The following is a 20,916-nucleotide window of genomic DNA, read 5'->3' on the forward strand; positions in this document are numbered from 1 at the left end:
CGGCGGTGTATCAGCGGCCGCCCGCCGGGTCCGCGCGGCGGGCCCGGTGCGCGGCCACGTTCACCCGGTTGGCGCAGCGCACCGAGCAGAAGCGGCGGCGGCCGTTGCGCGAGGTGTCCAGGAAGACGACCGCGCAGCCCTCGCGCTCGCAGCGGTTCAGCCGCTCGCCGCCGGCCTGGCAGATGGCGTGCGCCACCCCGCTGGCGGTGACCGCGCGCACCCGGGCGGCGGTGTCGGCGTGGTCGCTGATGTAGTGCAGGTGGGCCGGGCGGCCGTCGTGCAGCGAGACCTGCGGCCGCGACGCCGCCTCGGCCAGCATCGCGTTCACCAGCTGCGCCTGGCGGTGGGGGTCGCGCTCGCCGAAGACGGGCGCCAGCCGCCGCGCCCAGGCGGCCAGCTCGGCGGCCTGCGGCGCGTCCAGCTCCGGCCGCTGGATCTCGTGCGCGGCCAGCAGCCCCTCCAGTGCCGCCGGGCGGTGGTCGGCCGTGTTCACCAGCGCCACGGCCAGGGAGGCGCCATTGCCGCCGTAAGTGTTGAACTGCATAAGGCTATTACAGCACGCTGGAGGCATGGATGAGCGCTGCCTCCTGGAAGGCCACCGGCAGACCCTCGTGTCCTCGCACTACACCAGCCAGGGCATCGTCAGATACCTGCGCTGCGCCTGCGGGCGCTGGCAGGTGGAGCTGGCCGGGCACCCCCTCCCCGGCACCGAGCGGCCCGCCCCGGCCGCGCACGGCTGAGCCGGTGACGCGCGGCCGCCGTCCCCCTAAGGTTGGGGCGTGCGCCGACCCGCGATCATCGCCCACCGCGGTGCCTCAGGGCACCGGCCCGAGCACACCCTGGCCGCCTACCGGCTCGGCGCCCTGCTGGGCGCCGACTACATCGAGCCCGACCTGGTCGCCACCAGGGACGGCCACCTGGTGTCCCGGCACGAGAACGAGCTGAGCGGCAGCACCGACATCGCCGCGCGCCCGGAGTTCGCCGCCCGGCGCACCACCAAGACCGTCGACGGCCGCGAGGCCACCGGCTGGTTCAGCGAGGACCTCACCCTCGCCGAGATCAGGACCCTGCGCGCGGTCGAGCGCATCCCCGGCCTGCGGCCCGGCAACGCCCTGCTGGACGGCGTCGAGACGGTGCCCACTTTCGGCGAGATCTGCGACCTCGCCGAGGAGATGTCGGCGCACCTGGGCCGCACCGTGCACGTCATGCCCGAGATCAAGCACCCCGGCTACTTCGCCGCCATCGGCCTGGACCTGGTCGACCGGGTCGCCGCCGCCATCGAGGCGCGCGGCTGGAACCGCCCGGACGCGCCCGTCGCGGTGCAGTCCTTCGAGCCCGACAGCCTGCGCCGGCTCGACGCGCGCACGGCCGTGCCGCTGGTGCAGCTGATCGGCTCCCGTCACCCGGAGTTGGCCACCCCTGAGGGCCTGGACGAGGTGGCCGGCTACGCCGAGATCATCGGCCCGGACCTCGGCCTGGTGCTGCCGATCGAGTCCGACGGCGTGCCCGGCGAACCCACCCCGCTGGTCGCCGAGGCGCACGCCCGCGGCCTGCTCGTCACCCCCTACACCCTGCGCAGCGAGAACGCGCACCTGCCGGCCGCCTTCCGCAACGGCGCGGAGCCGGCCGTGCTCGGCGACTTCCTCGGCTTCTACCAGGCGGTGCTGGCCACCGGGATCGACGGCGCCTTCGCCGACCAGCCCGACCACCTCTACGCCGCGCGGGCCCGGATGGCCGCCTGCTGACGACCGCCGCCCCGGCCGCTCAGACCCCCAGCACGGCCCTGGCCACCAGGAAGTAGATCACCAGCCCGGTCGCGTCCACCAGCGTGGTGACCAGCGGCGCCGAGATCACCGCGGGGTCCACCCGCAGTTTCTTGGCCAGCAGCGGCATGGTGCCGCCGATCGCCGACGCCCAGCAGCAGATCGCCACGATGGAGATCGCGACCACCACCGCGATCTCCGCCCCGACCAGCAGCGTCCCGACCAGCAGCCCGACCACGGCCAGCATCGCGCCCAGCACCAGCCCCACCCGCGCCTCGCGCCAGATCACCCGGGGCAGGTCGGCCGCCCGCACCTCCCCGACGGCCAGCGCCCGCACCACGGCCGTGGCCGCCTGGGAGCCGGTGTTGCCGCCGGTGCCGCCGAGCAGCGGGATGAACAGCGCCAGCGCGGTGACCTGCGCCAGCGTCGCCTCGAAGAACTGCAGCACGTTCACCGTCAGGGTGGCGGCCACGATCAGCAGCAGCAGCCACGGCGCCCGCGCTCGGGCCAGCGCGAACACGGTCGCCCTGATGTAGTGGCCGCTCAGCGGGCTGGCACCGGACTGGCGGGCGATGTCCTCGGTGTCGGCCGCCTCGATCAGCTCCACGGCGTCGTCGATGGTGAGCAGGCCGACCAGCCGCTCCTCGCTGTCCACCACCGGCAGGCCGAGCAGGTTCGCCTCCTGCATCAGCCGGGCCGCCTCCTCGGCGTCGTCGGTGGCGTGCACGCTGAGCGCGTCGCCGGCCAGCAGCTCCGCCACCGCCGCCGAGGGCTCGCTGGTGACCAGGGCGCGCAGCGAGACCACCCCGACCAGCCGGCGGCTGTCGGTGACGACCGGCAGCGTGTAGACGGTCTCGGCGTCGGGTCCGCGCTCGCGGATCACCTCCAGCGCCTCGGCCACCGTCAGCCCGCGCCGCAGCGCCACCGTCTCCGGCGTCATGTACCGGCCGACGGAGCCCTCCGGGTAGCCCAGCAGCGCGGCCGTCATCCGCCGCTCGCCCGGGCTCAGCCCGGCCAGCACCCTCCGGGCCACCGTGGCGGGCGCCTCGCCGAGCAGCCTGGCCCGGTCGTCGGGGTCCATCCGCTCCACGACCTCGCGGAAGGCGGAGTCGCGCAGCCCCAGCAGGATCTCCTGCTGGTGGGCCGGGTCCAGCTCCTCGAAGACCTCCAGCTGGCGGTCCTTGTCCAGCAGCCGGAAGGCGACGGCGGCCCCGGGACTGCCGGTACGGGTCAGCTCGTCGGCGATCAGGTACGGCGGCCGCTCGGCCAGCCAGGCCCGCATCGCCGGCAGGTCCTCCCGCTCCACGAGTTCCTGCAGCGGCTCGTCCGGCACGGTTCACCCCCTGTCCGTCGCGTGATCACACCCCTTCGAGCATGGCGCAGGGGTGCGGGAGCGGCGGGGACGGGGGCCCCGGGCGGCCCGGAGTGTCGCTCTCAGGCCGCTTCGATGAGGTACGCCGGGCTCCACCAGTAGCGGTCCAGCAGCTCGGGCTCGGCCACCTCGAAGCCGGCCGCGCGCAGCTCGGCGGTCCACTCCGGCAGGGACAGCTCGTAGTTGGTCCGCTCGGCGTCGGCGCCGAAGGGGCCGAGCACCACCGGCAGCACGAAGCCGCGGGCGATCAGCGCGCGGTCGTCGCCGTACTCGGCGATGCCGCGGGCCAGCCGGGCCAGCAGGCCCGCGAAGTACTCCGGCTCCAGCGGGTCGGCGGGCACGGCGCTGTCGAAGTCCACCACCAGCAGCCGCTCGGTCCTGGGCCGCAGCCAGGCCAGCAGCTCGCGGCGGTCGGCCGGGGGCAGCGACTGGAGCGCGAAGGTGGACTGGGTGAGCTCCCAGCGCTCGGCGCCGTTCTCGGCGGCGAAGCGCTGCGCGGTGGTGCCGAAGGAGCGGAACGGCACCCCGCGCCGCGCCAGCTCCGCCTCGGTCGCGGTCCGCATCGCCTCCGACGGCTCCAGCACGTCGACGCGGCCGACCGGGACCGCGCCGCCCTCGGCGGCGGCGTCCAGCGCGGGCAGCAGCGCCCGGCCGTCGCCGGTGCCGACGTCCAGCAGCCGGGACGGGCGCAGCCGCCGGTACCGCCCGGCCAGCGCGGCGGTGGCGGCCGCGTACAGCGGCACGTTGCCGCCGCCCCTGATGTAGGCGGCGAAGGCGTCGGGGGAGGTGTAGACCTCGGCGGGGCCCGCGTCGCGTCGCTCGGCCAGGTGGGCGGCGGCGTGCGGGTACACGGTGTGGCCGGGGGCCAGCCGCGCCGCCCGTGCGGCGTGGCCGGCCGCGTCCGCGGTGCGCCCGGCGCCGAAGGCCCACAGCGCCAGGTAGAACCAGCCGGCCGCGCCGCGCGCCAGCGGCTCGGCCGCGGCGGGGCCCGCGCCGGCCAGCCGCGCCTCGTTGAGTCCGGCCAGCTCGGCGCGGTCGGCCGCGTCCAGGGTCTCCGGTGCGTCGTGGGTCGTCATCGTCGCGCCTTCCTCGTGGGTGTCGTATCCGGTCCGGGCGGGGGTGGGCCGTGGTGCGGTGCGGGGTGCGTCGTGCGGTGCCACCGACGGGCCTCCGCGTCGGTGCCGTGGCCGGTCCGGTTCGGCCCGTTCCGTCTGACGCGGGCCGGGGGCCGTGCCGGGTGGGCCGTGCGCCGCCGACGTCACGCCTCCGCGGCCTCGTCCGGGGCGGGCGGGTAGGTCCACGGGGTCGCGGCCACCAACCCGTCGATCTCCGCCAGCAGCCGGGCGCGGGCGGGCTCGGCCATGAACGCGGCCCGCGCGGCGTTGCGGGCCAGCGCGGCCAGCTCGTCGCGGCCGAGGCCGAGGCTGCGCGCCACCGCCAGGTACTCGCCGGTCAGCGTCGCGCCGAACATGGGCGGGTCGTCGGTGTTGAGGGTGACCAGCAGGCCGTGGTCGAGCATCCGGCGCACCGGGTGGGCGTCGATCGAGCCGACCTGGCGGGTGCGCACATTGGAGGTGGGGCAGACCTCCACCGGCACCCGGTGCTCGGCCAGATGGTCGAGCAGGCGGGGGTCGTGCACGCAGCTGGTGCCGTGGCCGATCCGCTCGGCGCCCAGGTCGTGCAGGGCGGACCAGATCGTGGCCGGACCCGTCGTCTCGCCCGCGTGCGGCACGCTGTGCAGCCCCGCCTCCCTGGCGAGGGTGAACGCCTCGGTGAACAGGGCCCGGCCCACGCCCAGCTCCGGGCCGCCCAGGCCCAGGCTGACCAGGCCCTCGGGCCGGTTGCGCAGTGCGAAGACCGCGGTCTCCAGCCCGGCCCGCGGACCGCGCTCGCCGGGGATGTCGAAGCACCAGGCCAGGTCGACGCCGTGCTCGGCCGCCGCCTCGGCGCGGCCCCTGGCCAGCCCGTCGAGCAGGTCGTCGCCGTCCAGGCCGTCGCGCAGGTGGGTGTAGGGGGTGACCGTCACCTCCGCGTAGCGGACCTGGTGTGCGGCCAGGTCGCGGGCGAGGCCGGTGACGAGGGTGCGCACGTCCTCGGCGGAGCGCACCAGCGAGTGCACCGCCTGGTACACCTCGATGAAGTGCGGGAAGTCGCGGAAGCGGAAGAACTCGCGCAGCGCGCCGGTGTCGGCGGGCACCCCGGCGGCCGGGTGGCGGGCGGCCAGCCGGGCGACGGTGGCGGGCGCGGCGGAGCCGACCAGGTGCAGGTGGAGTTCGGCCTTGGGGAGTGCGGCGGCGAAGGCGGCGAGGGGGTCGGCGGGCGCGGCGGCGTACGGGCGTGCGGACATGGCGGTTCCCTGGGCTGGACGTGGAAGGGGCGGCGGGAGACCGGGCGGCGCGGGGCGCCGGCCGGTACGGGCCGCTGCTTCAGGGCGCGAGGTCGCCGCGCTCGTGGTCCTGGCCGTACAGGGGAAGGGGCGGCACGACCCACCAGGCGAGCGCCGAGGTGAGGTCCTTGTGTGCCATGGACACGACGCTAGCCGGGCGGGGGCCGCGGCGGCAAGCGGGTCGGCGCCCGCTGTGGCGGACGGCTCCCCGACGTGCGGCCGCACTCGGACGGTACGGCCGGGTGCCGCGGCTCCGGTCCTGTCAGGCCCTCCGGAAGGCCGGGGCCGGGGCGGTGTCCCGCAGCCGCTTGAGGGTGGCGATGTCGGCGGCGTGCGGGCCGGCCGGGCCCGGGGTCTCCACCACGATCGGCACGCCCGCCGAGGCGGGGTGGCGGAACAGGGTGGCGAAGGGCTCGGCGCCGATGCGGCCGGCGCCGATGTTCTCGTGCCGGTCGCGGCGGCTGCCGCAGTCGTCCTTGGCGTCGTTGGCGTGCACCAGTCGCAGCCGGCCCGGGCCGACCGCGGCCACCAGTTCGTCCAGCAGGGCGGCCATGCCCCCGGGTGTGCCGATGTCGTGGCCGGCGGCGAAGGCGTGGCAGGCGTCCAGGCAGACGCCCGCCTTGGGGTGCCGGTCCAGCGCGTCGAGGTAGGGCACCAGTTCGCCGACGCGGGCGCACAGCACCTGGCCCTGCCCGGCCATCGGTTCGAGCAGCAGGTCGGGGCCGTCGGGCGGCAGCGCGTCCAGCAGCGGCAGCAGGGTCTCGCGGGTGCGGGCCAGCCCCTCCTCGCGGGTGCCGCCGACCGCCGATCCGGTGTGCACCACCACGCCGCGGGCGCCGATCGCCGCCCCGCGCGCCAGCGCGTGCGCCAGCGAGGCGCGGGAGCGCTCGCGCAGGTCGTCGCGGGGCGTGCCCGGGTTCACCAGGTACGGCGCGTGCACGAACACCGGCAGGCCGTCCAGTGCGATGCGGGCCAGCAGCGCGGTGTCCTGGTCGGGGCGGCCGGGCGAGGCGGCCCAGCCGCGCGGATTGCCCACGAAGACCTGCACGGCCTCGGCGCCGACCTCCTCGGCGTAGGAGAGCCCGGCGCGGGCCAGCCCGCCGGCCACCGGGACGTGCGCGCCGACCGGGGAGACCGGGGCGGCGGGCTCAGCGGTCACGGGAGACGATGTAGTCGCACAGCTCCTCCAGCGCCTGGCGGGCCGGGATGGCCGGCAGCAGGGACAGCGCCTGGCGGGCCCGGTCGGCGTAGGCGGTGACGTCGGCCGCTGCCCGCTCCAGGCCCTCGGAGCCGCGCAGCAGCTCCAGCGCCTCCGCCACCAGGGCGTCGTCGGTCACCGGGCCGGCGGCCAGGATCTCGCGCAGCCGCCGCGGTCCGGGCCCCTCGCCCTGCATCGCGTACAGCACCGGGATGGTCAGCACCCCCTGCCGCAGGTCGGTGCCGGGGGTCTTCCCCGACGCCGGGGAGGCGGTCAGGATGTCGATCAGGTCGTCGGAGATCTGGAAGGCGATGCCCAGCTGCTCGCCCGTGGTGGCCAGCGCCTGGCAGACCTCCGGCGGGGCGCCGCCGACCACGCCGCCGAGCCGGGCCGCCAGCGCGAGCAGCGCCGCCGACTTGTCCCGCATCACCTCGATGCAGTGCGCCACCGTGTCGCCCTCGCCGGGGCCGACCGTCTCCAGGATCTGGCCGCGCACCAGCCGGTTGATGGCCTGCGCCTGCATGCGCATGGTCTCGTCGCCCAGGCCCACCCCGATCTCGGCGGCCCGGGCCAGCAGGAAGTCGCCGACCAGCACGGCGACGCTGTTGTTCCACCGCTTGTTGGCGCTGGACACGCCGTGGCGCACCGGCGCCTCGTCCATCACGTCGTCGTGGTAGAGCGAGGCGACGTGCACCAGCTCCACCAGCACCCCCGCCTGCACCACCCCCGGCCGGCGCGGGTCGCCGAACTCCGCGCCGAGCAGCACGATCAGCGGGCGCAAGCGCTTGCCGCCGGCGTCGATCAGGTGCACGGCCGCCGCCGACAGGAAGGGGTCGTCGGGGTCGGTCAGGCTGCTGCGCAGCTCCCGCTCGACCCTCTCCAGACCCGCGCGCAGCGCGGCGGTGAGCGCGCCGTCCACCGCCTCGATGCGCGTCAGCGGCGCCTGGCCCCGGTGCGCGGTGGGTATGGGCATCCGTCGTCCTCCTCGGGTCCCCCGTGGTTTTATCCCCCGGTGTTCGTACCACAACAACGCCCGCGCCCCGGCAGTGGTGCCGGGGCGCGGGGACACAGGGGATGAGAACGGGAGATGAGGGAGGGATCAGCCGTTGTACTGCGCGATGATGCGGGTGAACTCCCAGGGCTGCTGGCCGATGCCGCTGCACGCGCTGGGGTCGCCGGCGCAGGGGCGGTCGCGGTTGAGCGACCAGAAGGTGAAGCGGCCCAGGCTGTTGGTGCGCACGTAGTTCAGCATGGTCTGGAAGTGCGCCTGGGTGATGGTCTCGCCGACGTCGGTGACGCCGTTCATCGAGGAGATGCCCATGTGCCGGTATGCCTCGGCCTCGGAGTAGCCGTGCGTGCTCATCAGCTGGTTCTTCAGGCCCTCCATCGCGGTGATGGTCGCCTGGCCCATGTCGGAGCCGCCGCCGAAGTTGAACGGCATCAGCGTCCAGACGTCGACCTGCGCGTTGAGTTCGGCGCCGCGCCGCACCAGGCGCTGACCCCACCAGTTCGGGCCGCTGGCGCCGGTGCCCATCGTCACGATGGTCTGGATGCCCGGGTTGCGCTCCTTGACGATGCGCAGCGCGTTGAGCACCCGGTCCTGCACGGCCTCGTTCTCGAACTCCGACGCCTCGATGTCGATGTCGATCGCGCGCAGGTCGTAGGCGTCGATCACCCGCTGGTAGGCGCCGGCCAGCGCCTCGGGGGTGGAGCAGAACTCGCCGAGCTTGTTGCCGGCCCAGCCGCCGAAGGACGGGATCACGTCGCCGCCGGCCGCGCGGATCTCGTTGATGCGCTGGGCGTCGGCGCCGTTCAGCGGGCGGTTGCCGTCCCAGGCGGGGTTGCAGCTGCCGTCGGACAGGATGAAGGCGAGGGTGAACCAGGTGACGCCGGTCTCGGCCATGATCTGGGTGGCGTTGGGCGGGCTGCCCCAGCCGTAGTAGAGGTAGGGGGCGGCGGCCTGGCCGGCCAGCGGCACAGGGTCGTCGGCGGCCGGGGCGGGGTCGGCCGCCGCGGTGCCGGTCAGGGTGGACGCCGAGAGCGCCAGAGCGGCCGTTCCGGCGGCGAGCAGCGCGGCGAGTCTTCGGGTGAGGGGCTTGTTCACGGTCGTTCCTCGGTGTGAGCGGGGACAGCGGAGGACGTCCGGACGCGGCGGTCCGGTGAGCCGCCCGGCGGCGCGCGTGCGGCGGCCGCGCAGGCGGTGACGAGGTGAACGAATTAAATAGGAAACTTTCCTACTGGTTGCCGCAGTGTAATGATCCGGTTTCGCCGCGTCAATGGCGAGCGGCACGGCGGGGCCGCGCACTCCCTTCACCCGCACCGGTTCGCGCTCCCCGGCCCGGACGCTCCGAGGCGGCGCCACCACCCCTTATCCACAGCCGACCGGGGCCGATCCGAAGTTGTCCACAACCCCGCCCCGCCACCTGGCGCGGCGGCCCGCGAGGCGGAAGAATTGAAGGGAGGGTGGCCCCCTGGGCGGGCGGGGCATCAACTCCCGACTTCTCCGGCCCTGGTCCGAGCCCTCCCCCCGCCACCCCCAGCCCCCGCCATGTCGGTGGACCGCGCGCCCGGCCGGTGGGCGGGGCGGCGGCGTGGCGGCCGAGGGGCTGGTGCCTCAGCCCTCGGTGGAGCCGCGGTCAGCGCCGCTGGTCAGCGCGGCCGCGATCCGCTCGCGCTGACGGTCGGGCCCGTGCCGCACCAGCTCAGGCACCGCACGGTTCCAGCCGCGGCCCGCCTCCACCAGGGCGCCGCGGATCCAGCCGTCGATCCGGCGCCGGAAGAACGGCAGCAGCGCCCAGGCCAGCGGCCGCACCCAGGACCGGCCGCGCAGCCGCACCGTGATCTCCACCCGCCAGGTGCCGGCCGCGCCAGGCGCGACCGACACCGCCGCGTCGGCCCGGCCGAGCCGGTGGACCGCCGAGGCGGTGACCGGCGCCGACGGACCCCGCGGCAGCCCCAGCGCCCGCCCGGCCGCCTGCGCCCACCAGCCGTCCAGGTCCGCATCGGCGCGGAAGGCGACGTTCGACAGCCGCCCGGCCGGACCCGCCGCGCCGGTGGCGCCGAAGCGCCCCTGGAGCCTCAGGCTGCTGGGCCGGGCCACCGAGCGCAGCGCGAGCGTGGCGGCCAGCTCGTCGGTGGCCGAACTCTGCCGCAGCCGGACCGTGCTCTCCCGCCCCCGGTCCCAGGCCACCACCTCCACCTCGGCGCTGGCCGGGACCGCGCCCTCGGGCGCCTGCTCGGGCGGCAGCAGGTACCGGGCGCCCGGCGCGATGTGCCGGCCCGCGACCAGCCGCACGCCGCTGTCGGAGCCGTCGGGGGCGAGCAGCGCGCCATCACGGAACCGCAGGTCCTCGACGGTCTCGAAGACCACGGCGACGGCCCGCTCGAACCACGCCCGGGGCAGTTCGGCCAGCTCGGCCCGGTACCGGAGGACGGCCACGCCGCCGCTACCGGGCGAGCGACGGGCCGCCCCGCCGGTGGTCTCGGTACGGGGGAGGCGGCGCGGCGGCAAGCGGGGCCGCGCCCGCCCGCGAGGCGTCCGTGGCGCTCATCGGCTCAACCGGTCCGGACCAGCAGCACGTCGAGCGTCCGCGGACCGTGCACGCCCTCCACCCGGTCCAGCTCGATATCGCTGGTGGCCGAGGGGCCGCTGATCCAGGTCAGCGGCCTGGACGGGTCGAGCCGGGCCAGCGCCTGCGGCACCGACGCGACCACCTGATCGGCCAGCACCACGCACAGGTGGCGGTCGGGGACCAGCGAGAGCGCCCGCCGCCCCTGCGCCGGGCCGCCGTCCAGCACGATCGTGCCGGTCTCGGCGATCGCGACGGCGCAGCCGGTCAGCACCGCGTCGGCACGGTCCAACTCGGCCACGGCGAGCCCGTCGTCGCGCAGCAGCGCGGGCGCGCCGTCGGGCAGCGCACCGGTCCAGTCCGCCGGAACACCAGGCGGCAGCAGCAACCGGCCGGCGCCCCGCCCGGCCAGCAACTCGGCCACGGCCGCCCCGACCGCGGCGCCCGCGTCGCCCCCGGGCTCCACCGCCACCTCGCGCACCGACGCGCGGTAGTCGACCAGCCGGTCGGCCAGCAGCTCGAACAGTTCGGCTTCACCGCCACCGGCGTGCGCACGGTCGTAGTCGCGCACGACGGCGACGTCCTCGGGCCGCTCGTCGGCGGGAACGTCGGCCAGCGCGGCCCGCACCCGTGCCAGCACACGCTCACGTGAGCCGGTCACCGCGCACCTCCAGCCGCCGCGCCCCGGGTGCGCCGCCACCAGTCGCGGAAGGGCTCGGGCGGGATCTCGGGCACCTCGCGGGTGCTGGTCCATGCCGCGCCGGGGCCGGGGAGGTGGCGCGGGACCAAGTCGCGCATCCGCGAGGCGGCCCGCTGCAGGCGGGTCAGCCTGCGGTGGTCGCGCAGGGCCCAGCCCGCCGCGCCCATCGCCGCCTTCTCGGCGCGGTGGCCCGGTCCCTCGACCACCCGCGAGCGCAGGTGCACCAGCACCTCGGGGATGTCGATGGCCACCGGGCACACCTCGTAGCAGGCGCCGCACAGCGACGAGGCGTAGGGCAGCGCGGCGTCGGCCGCCGACATCCCGCCCGCGCCGTGCAACTGCGGGGTCAGGATCGCGCCGATCGGCCCCGGGTACACCGAACCGTAGGCGTGGCCCCCGGCCCGCTCGTAGACGGGGCAGATGTTCAGGCAGGCCGAGCAGCGGATGCAGCGCAGCGCCTGGCGGCCGACGGAGTCGGCGAGCACGTCGGTGCGGCCGTTGTCCAGCAGCACCAGGTGGAACTCCTGCGGGCCGTCGCCGGGGCTGACGCCTGTCCAGGTGGAGGTGTAGGGGTTCATCCGCTCCCCGGTGGAGGAGCGCGGCAGCAGCTGGAGGAAGACCTCCAGGTCGTCCCAGGTGGGCACCAGCTTCTCGATGCCGACCACGCTGATCAGCGTCTCGGGCAGGGTCAGGCACATCCGCCCGTTGCCCTCGGACTCCAGCACCACCAGGGTGCCGGTCTCGGCCACCGCGAAGTTCGCGCCGGAGATCCCCACCTTCGCCCGCAGGAAGCGCTCGCGCAGGTGCAGCCGCGCCGCCTCGGCCAGCGCGGCGGGCTCGTCGGTGAGGTCGGCGGGCGCCGGACGCCCCCAGTCGGCCATGGTGCGCAGGAAGATCTCGCGGATCTCGGCCCGGTTGCGGTGGATGGCCGGAACCAGGATGTGCGACGGGAGGTCGTCGCCCAGCTGCACGATCAGCTCGGCCAGGTCGGTCTCGTACGCGCTGATCCCGGCCTCGGCCAGCGCCTCGTTCAGCCCGATCTCCTGGGTGGCCATCGACTTGACCTTGACCACCTCGGTCTCCCCGGTGGCCTTCACCAGCCGCGTCACGATCGCGTTCGCCTCGGCCGCGTCGGCCGCCCAGTGGACGTGCCCGCCCGCCGCCGTCACCGCCGCCTCAAGCCGCTCCAGGTGCACATCCAGATGGCGGAGCGTGCGCTCCTTGATCGCCTTCCCGGCCGCCCGCAACCGCCCCCAGTCGTCCAACTCCCCGACGACGGCGGCCCGCCGGTCCCGGATCGTGTGCGTGGCCCGCCGCAGATTGTGCCGCAGCTGCGCGTTCCCCGCCGCCTCCCGAGCCGCCTCGGGGAAGGGCGGGATTCCGACGAAGGTGGCGGTCATACCATCTCCCAGCGCCTCGGCTCGGCCGTACGGGTCCGGCGGTGCGGACATCGTATCGGTCGGCCCCGCTCCGGCCCGGAGCCGGACTCGCCCTGCCAGGGGCGTGTCTCGGCCGCCCTCCGCAGCCGCGGCGGCACCGGCACGCGGGGCGCGTCCTGCGGCGGGCCAATCCCACCGGGGGATGGCCCGATCCGCCACGGTGCGTCACCATGGCGGCGGGGAGAGCCAGCGGACGAGGCAGGGGAGTCGGCACATGCCACCGGGAGCGTTCGGGCCGATCGAGATCCCGGCGTGGGCCTGGAACAGGGAGGCGACGCGCCGGATGCTGCGCGGTCGCGACATCGCGGCCCTGCTCCGCTTCGCCCAGCAGTATGGCGGCGCGAGCCAGAGCCGGATCGCCGCCGCCACCGGCATGGCGCAGGGCCGCATCAGCGAGATCGCCAACGGCAAGAAGGTCGTGACTTTGTTCGACGTCATCGAGCGCATCGCCGACGGGCTCACCATGCCGGACGAATGCCGGATGGCCCTTGGGCTGGCTCCTCGAAATCCGCCACAGGCCGACGCAGCTTCTCAGCGGGCGTCCAGACCAGCGGACACGATCTCCGCGATCCAGCGGCCATGGGAGGACGAGGCCGTGCAACGGCGCGAATTCATGGGGAAAGCCATGGGCCTGATGTCCTTGCCCGCCATCGACATGGACCAGTTGCGCCACGTCGCCGCAGCGCTCGAAAACGCGGGCCGCTACCTGGACCGCTCTGTTGTCGACTACTTCGCTCAACAGATCACCGCGAACACCGGTCGCGACGGGGAGAACGGCCCCAGGACGACCCTGCCGCCCATGCTCGGCATCGTCGCCGCTATTGAGCGCTCAGCCCGGAACGTCAAGCCCGCGGTCCGCCGCGACCTGCTGAAGGTCGGTGCGCGGGGAGCTGAGTTCGTCGGCTGGCTGTATCGGGATGTCGGCATGGCGGAAATGGCGACGTACTGGCATGACCGGGCCATCGAATGGGCGCAGGAATCCGGTTACCACGCCATGCAGGGCTACGTGCTGCTGAAGAAAAGCCAAGCCGCATGGGACCAGCGTGACGGACTACGCATGCTCACGCTTGCCCAAGCAGCCCAGGAGAGCCATTGGCGGCTTCCCCTTCGGATCCGTGCGGAGGCGGCTCAGCAGGAAGCCCGAGGGCACGCCATGCTCGGTGAGGATTTCCACGCCATGGAGCGCAAACTCGAGGACGCGCGTCGTCTGATGGCCGAAGCCGACGGCGGTGGCGACGGCGGCGAGGTCGCTCTTGGCTCGCACTACAACGCCGGACTGCTGGCCATGCAGACCGCTATCGCGCAGTGCGAGGCCGGTCGGCCCGAAAGGGCCGTGGCGATATACGCGGCGGAATTGGCAGAAGGCGCTTTCTCTCGTCGCGACCACGGCTATTTCCTGGCGTTGAAGGGCAACGCCTTGGCCATGGCGGACGAGCCCGACGAAGCGTGCGCCTCTGGTCTAGAGGCCTTGGCCGTGGCCGCCGAGACCGACTCGGTACGCACCACCGGCGAACTTCACCGCCTGCGGTCGCAGTTGCGGCCATGGAGCAACCGGCCGACTGTCCGGCAGTTCGTCGGAGCCCTCAGCGAGGTCTGAGCCTCCCTAGTGGTCGGTGAACCACTCCGCGGCCGCACGGATCACCTCGGCCTGCCACTTCCGTGTCTGTGGCTGTCGGTACTCGGGATCGTCGTGCACCGCGAAGCCGTGCTGAGCACCCTCGATCTCCAGCAGCCGGGTTTCACCTGCGAGCCGCGAGACCGCCTGTCGGGAACTTTCGACCGGGATGAAGGTGTCACCGGTGCCATGGATGAACAGCGTCGGCGCGTGTACGTCCGCCAGCGCCTTGTGCGGCTCCAGGTAAAAGACTTCGTTCAGCAGCGCCCGCCCCAACCGGAACGTCGGTGAATGCGGTACGAATCCGTTGGCCGCCAGTTCACGCCCCGCTTCGTGGCTGATCCGGCCGTCATGCCAGTACGGCTTGTCGTCGATGAACCGCTTCCGGTAATTCAGCAGCGGATTCCCGAGCACCAAGCCGCGTACGAGTTCCGGATGGCGTGCGGCCAGGAAGGCGCAGAGCCCACCGCTGAAGCTGGTGCCGTACAGGTGCACGGGTCCCCGGGCGGTCCGGTCGCGCAGCTGCTCGATCGCCGCATGGATGTCGTTGAGGATGCCGGAAAGGGTGACGTCTTCGGGGCGCCCCTCACTCTCGCCGTGGCCGCGCAGATCAAAGCGGAGCGACGGAACCCCGGCCGCGGCAAGCCCTTCGGCCAGTCGCGCGAAGAAGCCGCCCTCCTCCCGTGTCACACCACCGCCGTGCACCAGCACCGCACCCGGTCCGGAGACGACGCCGGGGCTTACCAGGGTTCCTGCCAGCCGCAGACCGTCACGACTGGCGAACGAGGTAGCCCGGACCGCGGCATCAGCCATCTCGACCTCCCTAGGATCTCCGCTGTGACCATGCCACACCTCTAGGGCCGCTGGGAGCTATCCCACCGGGGGACGGCCCGATCAGCGTCGGCGTCTGCGGCTGCCGATCGGGATCGTCGTGCACCGCGAAGCCGTGCTGAGTGCCCTCGACTCCCAGCGGCCGGGTCTTGGCTGCGAGCGGGACCGTGAAAGAGTGAGAAGCGGCGGCATCGACGGCCACCGCTCCAGACTCGTGCCGCCTCCGCACCGGTCGGCCGACCCGCTGATGGAGGGGTGACATGCTCGTCCAGCGCCTTTACGTCCGAGGTCCCGACTCGGTCGGGGGCGGTCCGGACCTGGATGAATGGCCCTTCACCGTCCCGGCCGTGCGGCAGCTCGCGGAGTCGGGGCTGGAGCTGCGCCGACCGGTGACCTTCCTGGTGGGGGAGAACGGCTCGGGCAAGTCCACGCTGGTGGAGGCGATCGCGGAGGCGTACGGGATCAACGTCCGTACCGGGCGGGGGAGCCGGGAGCGGAAGGTGTCCGTGCACGAGTGCTCGCCGCTCGGGCAGCACCTGCAACTGGACCTCACCGCGCAGGGCGCCGCGTACGCGGCCAGTAAGAGGTTGAAGCGGCGCAGCTTCTTCCTGCGCGCCGAGACGGCCTTCGACTTCATCGAGTACATCAGCTCGATCGGCGTCATCGTGCCCGGCTACTGGCAGGAGGACCTGCGGGTGCGCAGCCACGGCGAGGGATACCTGACGGTGCTTGGCTCCGTCATCAGCGAGCCGGGGCTCTACCTGCTGGACGAGCCGGAGGCGGCGCTGTCCTTCAACTCCTGCCTGCGGCTGGTCGCGCTGCTGCACGACGCCGCCGCGGCCGGAGCCCAGATCATCTGCGCCACCCACTCACCCATCCTCGCCGCCACCCCCGACGCCGACATCATCGAACTCGACTCCGAAGGAGCCCACCACACCACTTGGGACCGCCTCGAACTCGTGGACCACTGGCGCCGCTACCTCGCCCGGCCGGACCGGTATCTGCGCCATCTCGTGGGGGAATGACGGCGGACGCGCCCGGAACGGCTGAGGAACGAGTCCGATACGCCGTCAGCACGCCCTCACGCCGGTTCCTCCTCCGTCGATGCCAGGATCTCGGCCAGGTGCATGACGCGGACGCCGGCCTGTTGGCGGGACAGGGTGCCGCCGATGTGCATGAGGCAGGAGTTGTCGGCGGCGCACAGGACCTCGGCGCCCGTCGACGTGACGTTGCGGGCCTTGTCGGAGCCCATGGCGGCGGAGACGACGGGGTTCTTGACGGCGAAGGTGCCGCCGAAGCCGCAGCACTCGGCGGCCTGGGGGAGGTCGAGGAGGGTGAGGCCGCGGACGTTCTCCAGGAGGCGGCGGGGACGGTCGCCGACGTGCAGGAGGCGCAGGGAGTGGCAGGTGGGGTGGTAGGTGACGGTGTGCGGGAAGTAGGCGCCCACGTCGGTGGTGTCGAGGACGTCGACGAGCAGCTCGCTGAGGTCGTACACGCGGGGGGCGACCTGGGCGACGGCGCGGCCCAGCCGGGAGCCGGGGTCGGCCAGCCGGGGGTAGTTGTCGCGGATCATGCCGACGCACGAGCCGGACGGGGCCACGACCACGTCGCAGTCGGCGAAGGTGCGGACGAACTCCAGCGCAAGCCGCTGACCGCCCCGGCGGTAGCCGGTGTTGTAGTGCATCTGGCCGCAGCAGGTCTGGTCCTCGGGGAAGACAACCTCGTGGCCGAGCCGCTCCAGCAGCCGCACCACCGCCTGGCCGGTGCCGGGGAAGAGCGTGTCGTTGACGCAGGTGATGAACAGGGCGATCCGCACGGTGTACCTTTCCGTTTCCTGTTCTGTGATTCCTGGCGCCTCTAGCGTCTATCGGTGGATCTGATCGCTCCGCCTTCCCGGCCTCGCCGGCCCTTTCAGTGTGCCGTGTACCTTCGCCTCCCGGCCACGCCTGTTCTCCCGGTGTACGAGGTTTCCTCGTGTCCGCTGTCCGTGTTCGTTTCGACTCCTTTCTGTGGGGTGGGGTGTGGATTTCCTTTCGTGGTGTTGTCGGCTGGGGTGACGGTCACGTTGCCGTGGTTCACCAGCGGCCGTTCGTATGCGTGTCGGAACGGCCCCGTTGGCGGGGCCGTGCTTCCCGTGAAGCCCGCCGACTGTTCGTCGACGGCACACTGGGCGCCCGGGTTCGCGGGTGCGTGCGGAGGGGCCAGCGCGCATCGGCCTCTCCTCCCCTGACGGAACCTGGAGCGGCGGCAACGTGACCGCCACGCCACAAAGCATGCCCGGGCGGGAAGCGGCGCGCCAGCGCGACCGGACCAGCCTGTGGATAACGCCGCGGGCACCACGAGTTATCCACAGGAAGGGTGAAGCCGCCACGCCGACCGCCTCCAAGCTGCGCATATCCGGACCATCCCTCTCTCGAAGTCCCGGGTCTTTCCGGCGGCTCCGCGTCCAGTGCCGCCGTCACGAGTCCTCCCGCCTCAGCCCGCCTCCCGCAGCTCGGCCACCCGCCGCTCCGCCGCCGTCCACGCCCCGGCGTCGCCCTCGGGTTCGTAGCGGCGCAGCGGCTGGGTTTCGGCGATGAGTCGGCGCATCCCGGCCAGGTCGCCGAGCCGGTCGTCGGCGCGGGCCTGGACCAGGACGTTGCCCAGGGCGGTCGCCTCCACCGGGCCCGCGACCAGGGGGAGGCCGAGGGCGTCGCAGGTGAGGCGGCACAGCAGCGCGTTGTGTGCGCCGCCGCCGACGAGGTGTACCACGTCGAGGTCCCGTCCGGCCAGGTCCGCGGCCTGGCGCAGGGCGGCGCGGTGCGCGAGGGCCAGGCTCTCCAGGACGCAGCGCACCAGGGCGGGGCGGTCGGGGGGCGGGCGCTGGCCGGTGCGGCGGCAGTAGTCGGCGATGCGGGCGGGCATGTCGCCGGGCGGCAGGAAGACGGGGTCGTCCAGGTCGAGCAGGGCGGCGAAGGGCTCGGCCCGGGCGGCGGCGCGCAGCAGCGCGGTCAGGTCGGCCGGGGTCCCGGCCGCCGCCCAGGTGCGCAGCGACTCCTGGAGCGGCCACAGCCCGGCGATGTTGCGCAGGAAGCGGGTGGTGCCGTCCAGGCCCAGCTCATTGGTGAAGTTGGCCTCGCGGGCCGCGTCGGTGAGCACCGGCGCGGGCAGTTCGAGTCCGGCCAGCGACCAGGTGCCGCAGGACAGGTAGCCGAAGGACGCAGTGGTCGCGGGCACGCCGACGACGGCGGACGCGGTGTCGTGCGAGGCGACCGCGACGACCTCGGCCGCGCCCAGGCCGGTGTGCTCGGCGGCCGGGCCGGTGAGCGGGCCGAGCCGGTGCCCGGGGGCGTGCGGCTCGGGCAGCAGGCCGAGGGGGAGCCCGACGGCCGCCGCCAGCTCCGCCGACCAGGTGCGGGTGCGCACGTCCAGCAGCCCGGTGGTGGAGGCGTTGGTCAGCTCGGCCCCGACCGCCCCGGTCAGCCAGTGGTTCACCAGGTCGGGGACGAGCAGCAGCCGGTCCGCCGCGCCGAGCGCCGCGCCGCGCTCCGCGGCCAGCTGGAAGACGGTGTTGAACGGCAGGAACTGGAGCCCGGTCAGCTCGTACAGCCGCCGCGCCCCGATCCGGTCGCGCACCGCCTCGGCCACGCCCTCGGTGCGGGCGTCGCGGTAGTGGTGCGGGTTGCCCAGCAGTGCGCCGCCGGAGTCCAGCAGCCCGTAGTCGACGGCCCACCCGTCGACGCCGACGGAGACCGGCGCCGCCTCGGCGGCGGCGCGCAGCCCGTCGAGCACCCCGGCGTACAGGTCCAGCACGTCCCAGTGCAGCCCGGTGGGCAGCCGCACCGGCCGGTTGGCGAAGCGGTGCGCCTCGGTGAGGGACAGCTCGCCGGGCCCGACGGCGCCGACCACCACCCGCCCGCTGGAGGCGCCGAGGTCGACGGCCGCGTAACGGGCGGCGCTCACCGCAGGAACGCGGCCGCGACGCCCGCGTCGACGGGCACGTGCAGCCCGGTGGTGCGGCTCAGCTCCCCGGTGGTCAGCGCCACGACGGCGGCGGCCACGTGCTCGGGCAGCACCTCGCGCTTGAGCAGGGTGCGCTGCGCGTAGAAGGCGCCCAGCTCCGACTCGGGCACCCCGTACACGGCGGCGCGCTGCGCGCCCCAGCCTCCCGCGAAGATGCCCGAGCCGCGCACCACCCCGTCGGGGTTGATGCCGTTCACCCGGATGCCGTGCCCGCCCAGCTCGGCGGCGAGCAGCCGCACCTGGTGCGCCTGGTCGGCCTTTGCGGCGCCGTAGGCGATGTTGTTGGGCCCGGCGAAGACCCCGTTCTTGCTGGAGATGTAGACGATGTCGCCGCCGGTGCCCTGCGCCGCCATGATCCGGGCCGCCTCCCTGGCCACCAGGAAGGAGCCGCGCGCCATCACCCGGTGCTGGACGTCCCAGTCGGCGGCGGTCGTCTCCAGCAGCGGCTTGGAGATGGACAGCCCGGCGTTGTTGACCACCAGGTCCACCCCGCCGAAGGCCAGCACGGCGGCGCGCAGCGCCGCGGCGATCTGCTCCTCGTCGGTCACGTCGACGGCCACGGCCACCGCCGTGTCGGCCTCCCGGCCGCCCGCCGCCGCGCCGATGCCCTCGGCGACCGCCTTGGCCGCGTCGGCGTCGCGGTCGGCCACCACCACGCAGGCGCCCTCGGCGGCCAGCCGCTGCGCCGTGGCCCGCCCGATGCCGGAGCCCCCGCCGGTCACGAACGCGACCCGGGACGCCAGCGGCCGGGGCTTGGGCATCCGGGCCAGCTTCGCCTCCTCCAGCGCCCAGTACTCGATCCGGAACTTCTCCGACTCGGGGATGGGCGCGTAGGCGGAGACGGTCTCGGCGCCGCGCATCACGTTGATCGCGTTGACGTAGAACTCCCCGGCCACCCGGGCCGTCTGCTTGTCCTTGCCGAAGGAGAACATGCCCACGCCGGGGACCAGCACGATCGCCGGGTCCGCGCCGCGCATCGGCGGGGAGTCGGGCTCGGCGTGGCGCTCGTAGTAGGCCCGGTACTCCTCGCGGTAGGCGGCGTGCAGCTCGCGCAGCCGGGTGACGGTGTCCTCGATCGGCGCGTCCGGCGGCAGGTCGAGCACCATCGGGCGCACCTTGGTGCGCAGGAAGTGGTCCGGGCAGGAGGTGCCCAGCGCGGCCAGCCTGGGGTGCTCGGCCCCGGCCAGGAAGTCCAGCACCACCCGGCTGTCGGTGAAGTGCCCGACCTGCGGCCGGTCGGTGGCGGCCAGCCCGCGCAGCACGGGGGCGAGCGCGGCGGCCCGCTCGCGCCGCGCCTGCTCGGGCAGCGGCCGGAAGGCGTCCACCACGGCGCCGAAGGGCTGCGCCCCGGTCCGCTCGGCGTAGTCGGCGATGTACCGCTCGGCCGTGCGGATGATCTCCAGCGAGTTGGCCTCGCACTCGGCCGCCGTGTCGCCCCAGGCGGTGATGCCGTGGCCGCCGAGCACCACCCCGATGGCCTGCGGGTTCGCCGCCTTGACGGCGGCGATGTCCAGGCCGAGCTGGAAGCCGGGCCGCCGCCACGGCACCCAGGCGACGCGCTCGCCGAAGCACTCGGCGGTGCGCGCCTGCCCGTCGGCGGCGCAGGCCAGCGCGATACCGGAGTCGGGGTGCAGGTGGTCGACGTGCGCCGCCTCCACCAGGCCGTGCATGGCGGTGTCGATGGACGGGGCCGCGCCGCCCTTGCCGTGCAGGCAGTAGTCGAAGGCGGCGACCATCTCGTCCTCGCGCTCCACCCCCGGGTAGACCTCGGGCAGTGCGCGCAGCCGGTCCAGCCGCAGCACGGCCAGGCCCTCGGCGCGCAGGGTGCCGAGGTCGCCGCCGGAGCCCTTCACCCACATCAGCGGCACCTCGCCGCCGGTGACGGGATCGGTGGCGGTGCCCTTGGCGGAGGCGTTCCCGCCCGCGTAGTTGGTGTTGCGCGGATCGGACCCCAGCCGGTGCGAGCGCTCCAGCAGCGCCGCGACCTCGGGATGGGTCTGATCGGTCATCGCTTCTTCCCCCGTGTGCTTCGGTGCCGTGT

At 74.3% G+C, this 20,916-nt stretch carries 18 protein-coding genes; 4 read left to right on the plus strand and 14 right to left on the minus strand.

Annotation, left to right across the window (positions count from 1 at the left end; all coding sequences use genetic code 11):
- Window positions 1-10: 10 nt before the first annotated feature.
- Entirely contained in the window at window positions 11-544 is a 534-nt protein-coding gene (locus tag CLV72_RS01285; RefSeq protein ID WP_106237778.1) for a CGNR zinc finger domain-containing protein, read from the minus strand.
- 25 nt (window positions 545-569) lie between these two features.
- Between CLV72_RS01285 and CLV72_RS32575 the strand changes: the two genes are divergently transcribed.
- Together CLV72_RS32575 and CLV72_RS01290 are read left to right on the plus strand one after the other, a co-directional pair.
- Complete coding sequence (locus CLV72_RS32575; protein WP_211302652.1) at window positions 570-740, plus strand: hypothetical protein; 171 nt, start codon at window positions 570-572, stop codon at window positions 738-740.
- 39 nt (window positions 741-779) lie between these two features.
- The gene (locus CLV72_RS01290; RefSeq protein ID WP_211302653.1) at window positions 780-1,745 is read left to right on the plus strand and encodes a glycerophosphodiester phosphodiesterase family protein; all 966 of its coding nucleotides are present in this window, start codon (window positions 780-782) and stop codon (window positions 1,743-1,745) included.
- A 19-nt stretch (window positions 1,746-1,764) separates the two neighbouring features.
- On the opposite strand, the gene mgtE is transcribed toward CLV72_RS01290, so the two are convergent.
- The 9 genes from mgtE to CLV72_RS01335 all read right to left on the minus strand — a co-directional run bounded on the left by mgtE (window position 1,765) and on the right by CLV72_RS01335 (window position 12,388).
- A complete protein-coding gene (gene mgtE / locus CLV72_RS01295; RefSeq protein WP_211302736.1) occupies window positions 1,765-3,045 on the minus strand; it encodes a magnesium transporter in 1,281 nt (426 codons plus the stop codon).
- Window positions 3,046-3,197: 152 nt separating this feature from the next.
- Entirely contained in the window at window positions 3,198-4,211 is a 1,014-nt protein-coding gene (locus CLV72_RS01300; protein WP_106237783.1) for a hypothetical protein, read from the minus strand.
- Window positions 4,212-4,393: 182 nt separating this feature from the next.
- A complete protein-coding gene (gene add, locus CLV72_RS01305; RefSeq protein WP_106237786.1) occupies window positions 4,394-5,482 on the minus strand; it encodes an adenosine deaminase in 1,089 nt (362 codons plus the stop codon).
- Window positions 5,483-5,783: 301 nt separating this feature from the next.
- Window positions 5,784-6,680: a deoxyribonuclease IV gene (locus CLV72_RS01310; protein ID WP_106237789.1), complete on the minus strand. Its 897-nt coding sequence runs from the start codon at window positions 6,678-6,680 to the stop codon at window positions 5,784-5,786.
- A complete protein-coding gene (locus CLV72_RS01315; RefSeq protein WP_106237792.1) occupies window positions 6,670-7,692 on the minus strand; it encodes a polyprenyl synthetase family protein in 1,023 nt (340 codons plus the stop codon). Before CLV72_RS01315 ends, CLV72_RS01310 begins: the two co-directional genes overlap by 11 nt.
- A 126-nt stretch (window positions 7,693-7,818) precedes the next feature.
- Window positions 7,819-8,823 (minus strand): chitinase, encoded by a 1,005-nt coding sequence (locus CLV72_RS01320; RefSeq protein ID WP_106237796.1) that lies wholly within the window; start codon window positions 8,821-8,823, stop codon window positions 7,819-7,821.
- Between the two features lie 510 nt (window positions 8,824-9,333).
- A complete protein-coding gene (locus tag CLV72_RS01325) occupies window positions 9,334-10,158 on the minus strand; it encodes a hypothetical protein (protein WP_106237799.1) in 825 nt (274 codons plus the stop codon).
- Between the two features lie 116 nt (window positions 10,159-10,274).
- Entirely contained in the window at window positions 10,275-10,949 is a 675-nt protein-coding gene (locus CLV72_RS01330) for a LutC/YkgG family protein (RefSeq protein WP_245929800.1), read from the minus strand.
- Window positions 10,946-12,388: a lactate utilization protein B gene (locus CLV72_RS01335; protein ID WP_106237806.1), complete on the minus strand. Its 1,443-nt coding sequence runs from the start codon at window positions 12,386-12,388 to the stop codon at window positions 10,946-10,948. The genes CLV72_RS01330 and CLV72_RS01335 overlap by 4 nt, the downstream gene beginning before the upstream one ends.
- A gap of 253 nt (window positions 12,389-12,641) precedes the next feature.
- On the opposite strand from CLV72_RS01335, the gene CLV72_RS01340 reads away from it, so the two are divergent.
- Window positions 12,642-14,024, plus strand: coding sequence for a helix-turn-helix domain-containing protein (locus CLV72_RS01340; RefSeq protein ID WP_106237809.1), 1,383 nt, complete (start codon window positions 12,642-12,644; stop codon window positions 14,022-14,024).
- Window positions 14,025-14,030: 6 nt separating this feature from the next.
- Here CLV72_RS01340 and CLV72_RS01345 read toward each other — a convergent pair whose 3' ends face one another.
- Window positions 14,031-14,855, minus strand: coding sequence for an alpha/beta hydrolase (locus CLV72_RS01345; protein WP_106237813.1), 825 nt, complete (start codon window positions 14,853-14,855; stop codon window positions 14,031-14,033).
- Between the two features lie 365 nt (window positions 14,856-15,220).
- Here CLV72_RS01345 and CLV72_RS01355 point away from each other — a divergent pair, with 365 nt between their 5' ends.
- Window positions 15,221-15,898 carry an AAA family ATPase gene (locus CLV72_RS01355; RefSeq protein ID WP_245929801.1) on the plus strand — a complete coding sequence of 226 codons (678 nt, stop codon included), beginning with the start codon at window positions 15,221-15,223 and terminating at the stop codon, window positions 15,896-15,898.
- 56 nt (window positions 15,899-15,954) lie between these two features.
- Here the strand turns inward: CLV72_RS01355 and CLV72_RS01360 are convergent, their stop codons facing one another.
- The 3 genes from CLV72_RS01360 to CLV72_RS01370 form a co-directional block, all read right to left on the minus strand.
- Window positions 15,955-16,689, minus strand: a complete 735-nt coding sequence (locus CLV72_RS01360; RefSeq protein WP_106237820.1) for a (Fe-S)-binding protein — start codon at window positions 16,687-16,689, stop codon at window positions 15,955-15,957.
- Between the two features lie 659 nt (window positions 16,690-17,348).
- Window positions 17,349-18,815: a rhamnulokinase gene (locus CLV72_RS01365; protein ID WP_106237824.1), complete on the minus strand. Its 1,467-nt coding sequence runs from the start codon at window positions 18,813-18,815 to the stop codon at window positions 17,349-17,351.
- Entirely contained in the window at window positions 18,812-20,884 is a 2,073-nt protein-coding gene (locus CLV72_RS01370) for a bifunctional aldolase/short-chain dehydrogenase (RefSeq protein ID WP_106237827.1), read from the minus strand. The genes CLV72_RS01365 and CLV72_RS01370 overlap by 4 nt, the downstream gene beginning before the upstream one ends.
- Between the last annotated feature and the right edge of the window lie 32 nt (window positions 20,885-20,916).

It is taken from the genome of Allonocardiopsis opalescens (assembly GCF_003002095.1).
Taxonomy (GTDB): Bacteria; Actinomycetota; Actinomycetes; order Streptosporangiales; family Streptosporangiaceae; genus Allonocardiopsis; species Allonocardiopsis opalescens.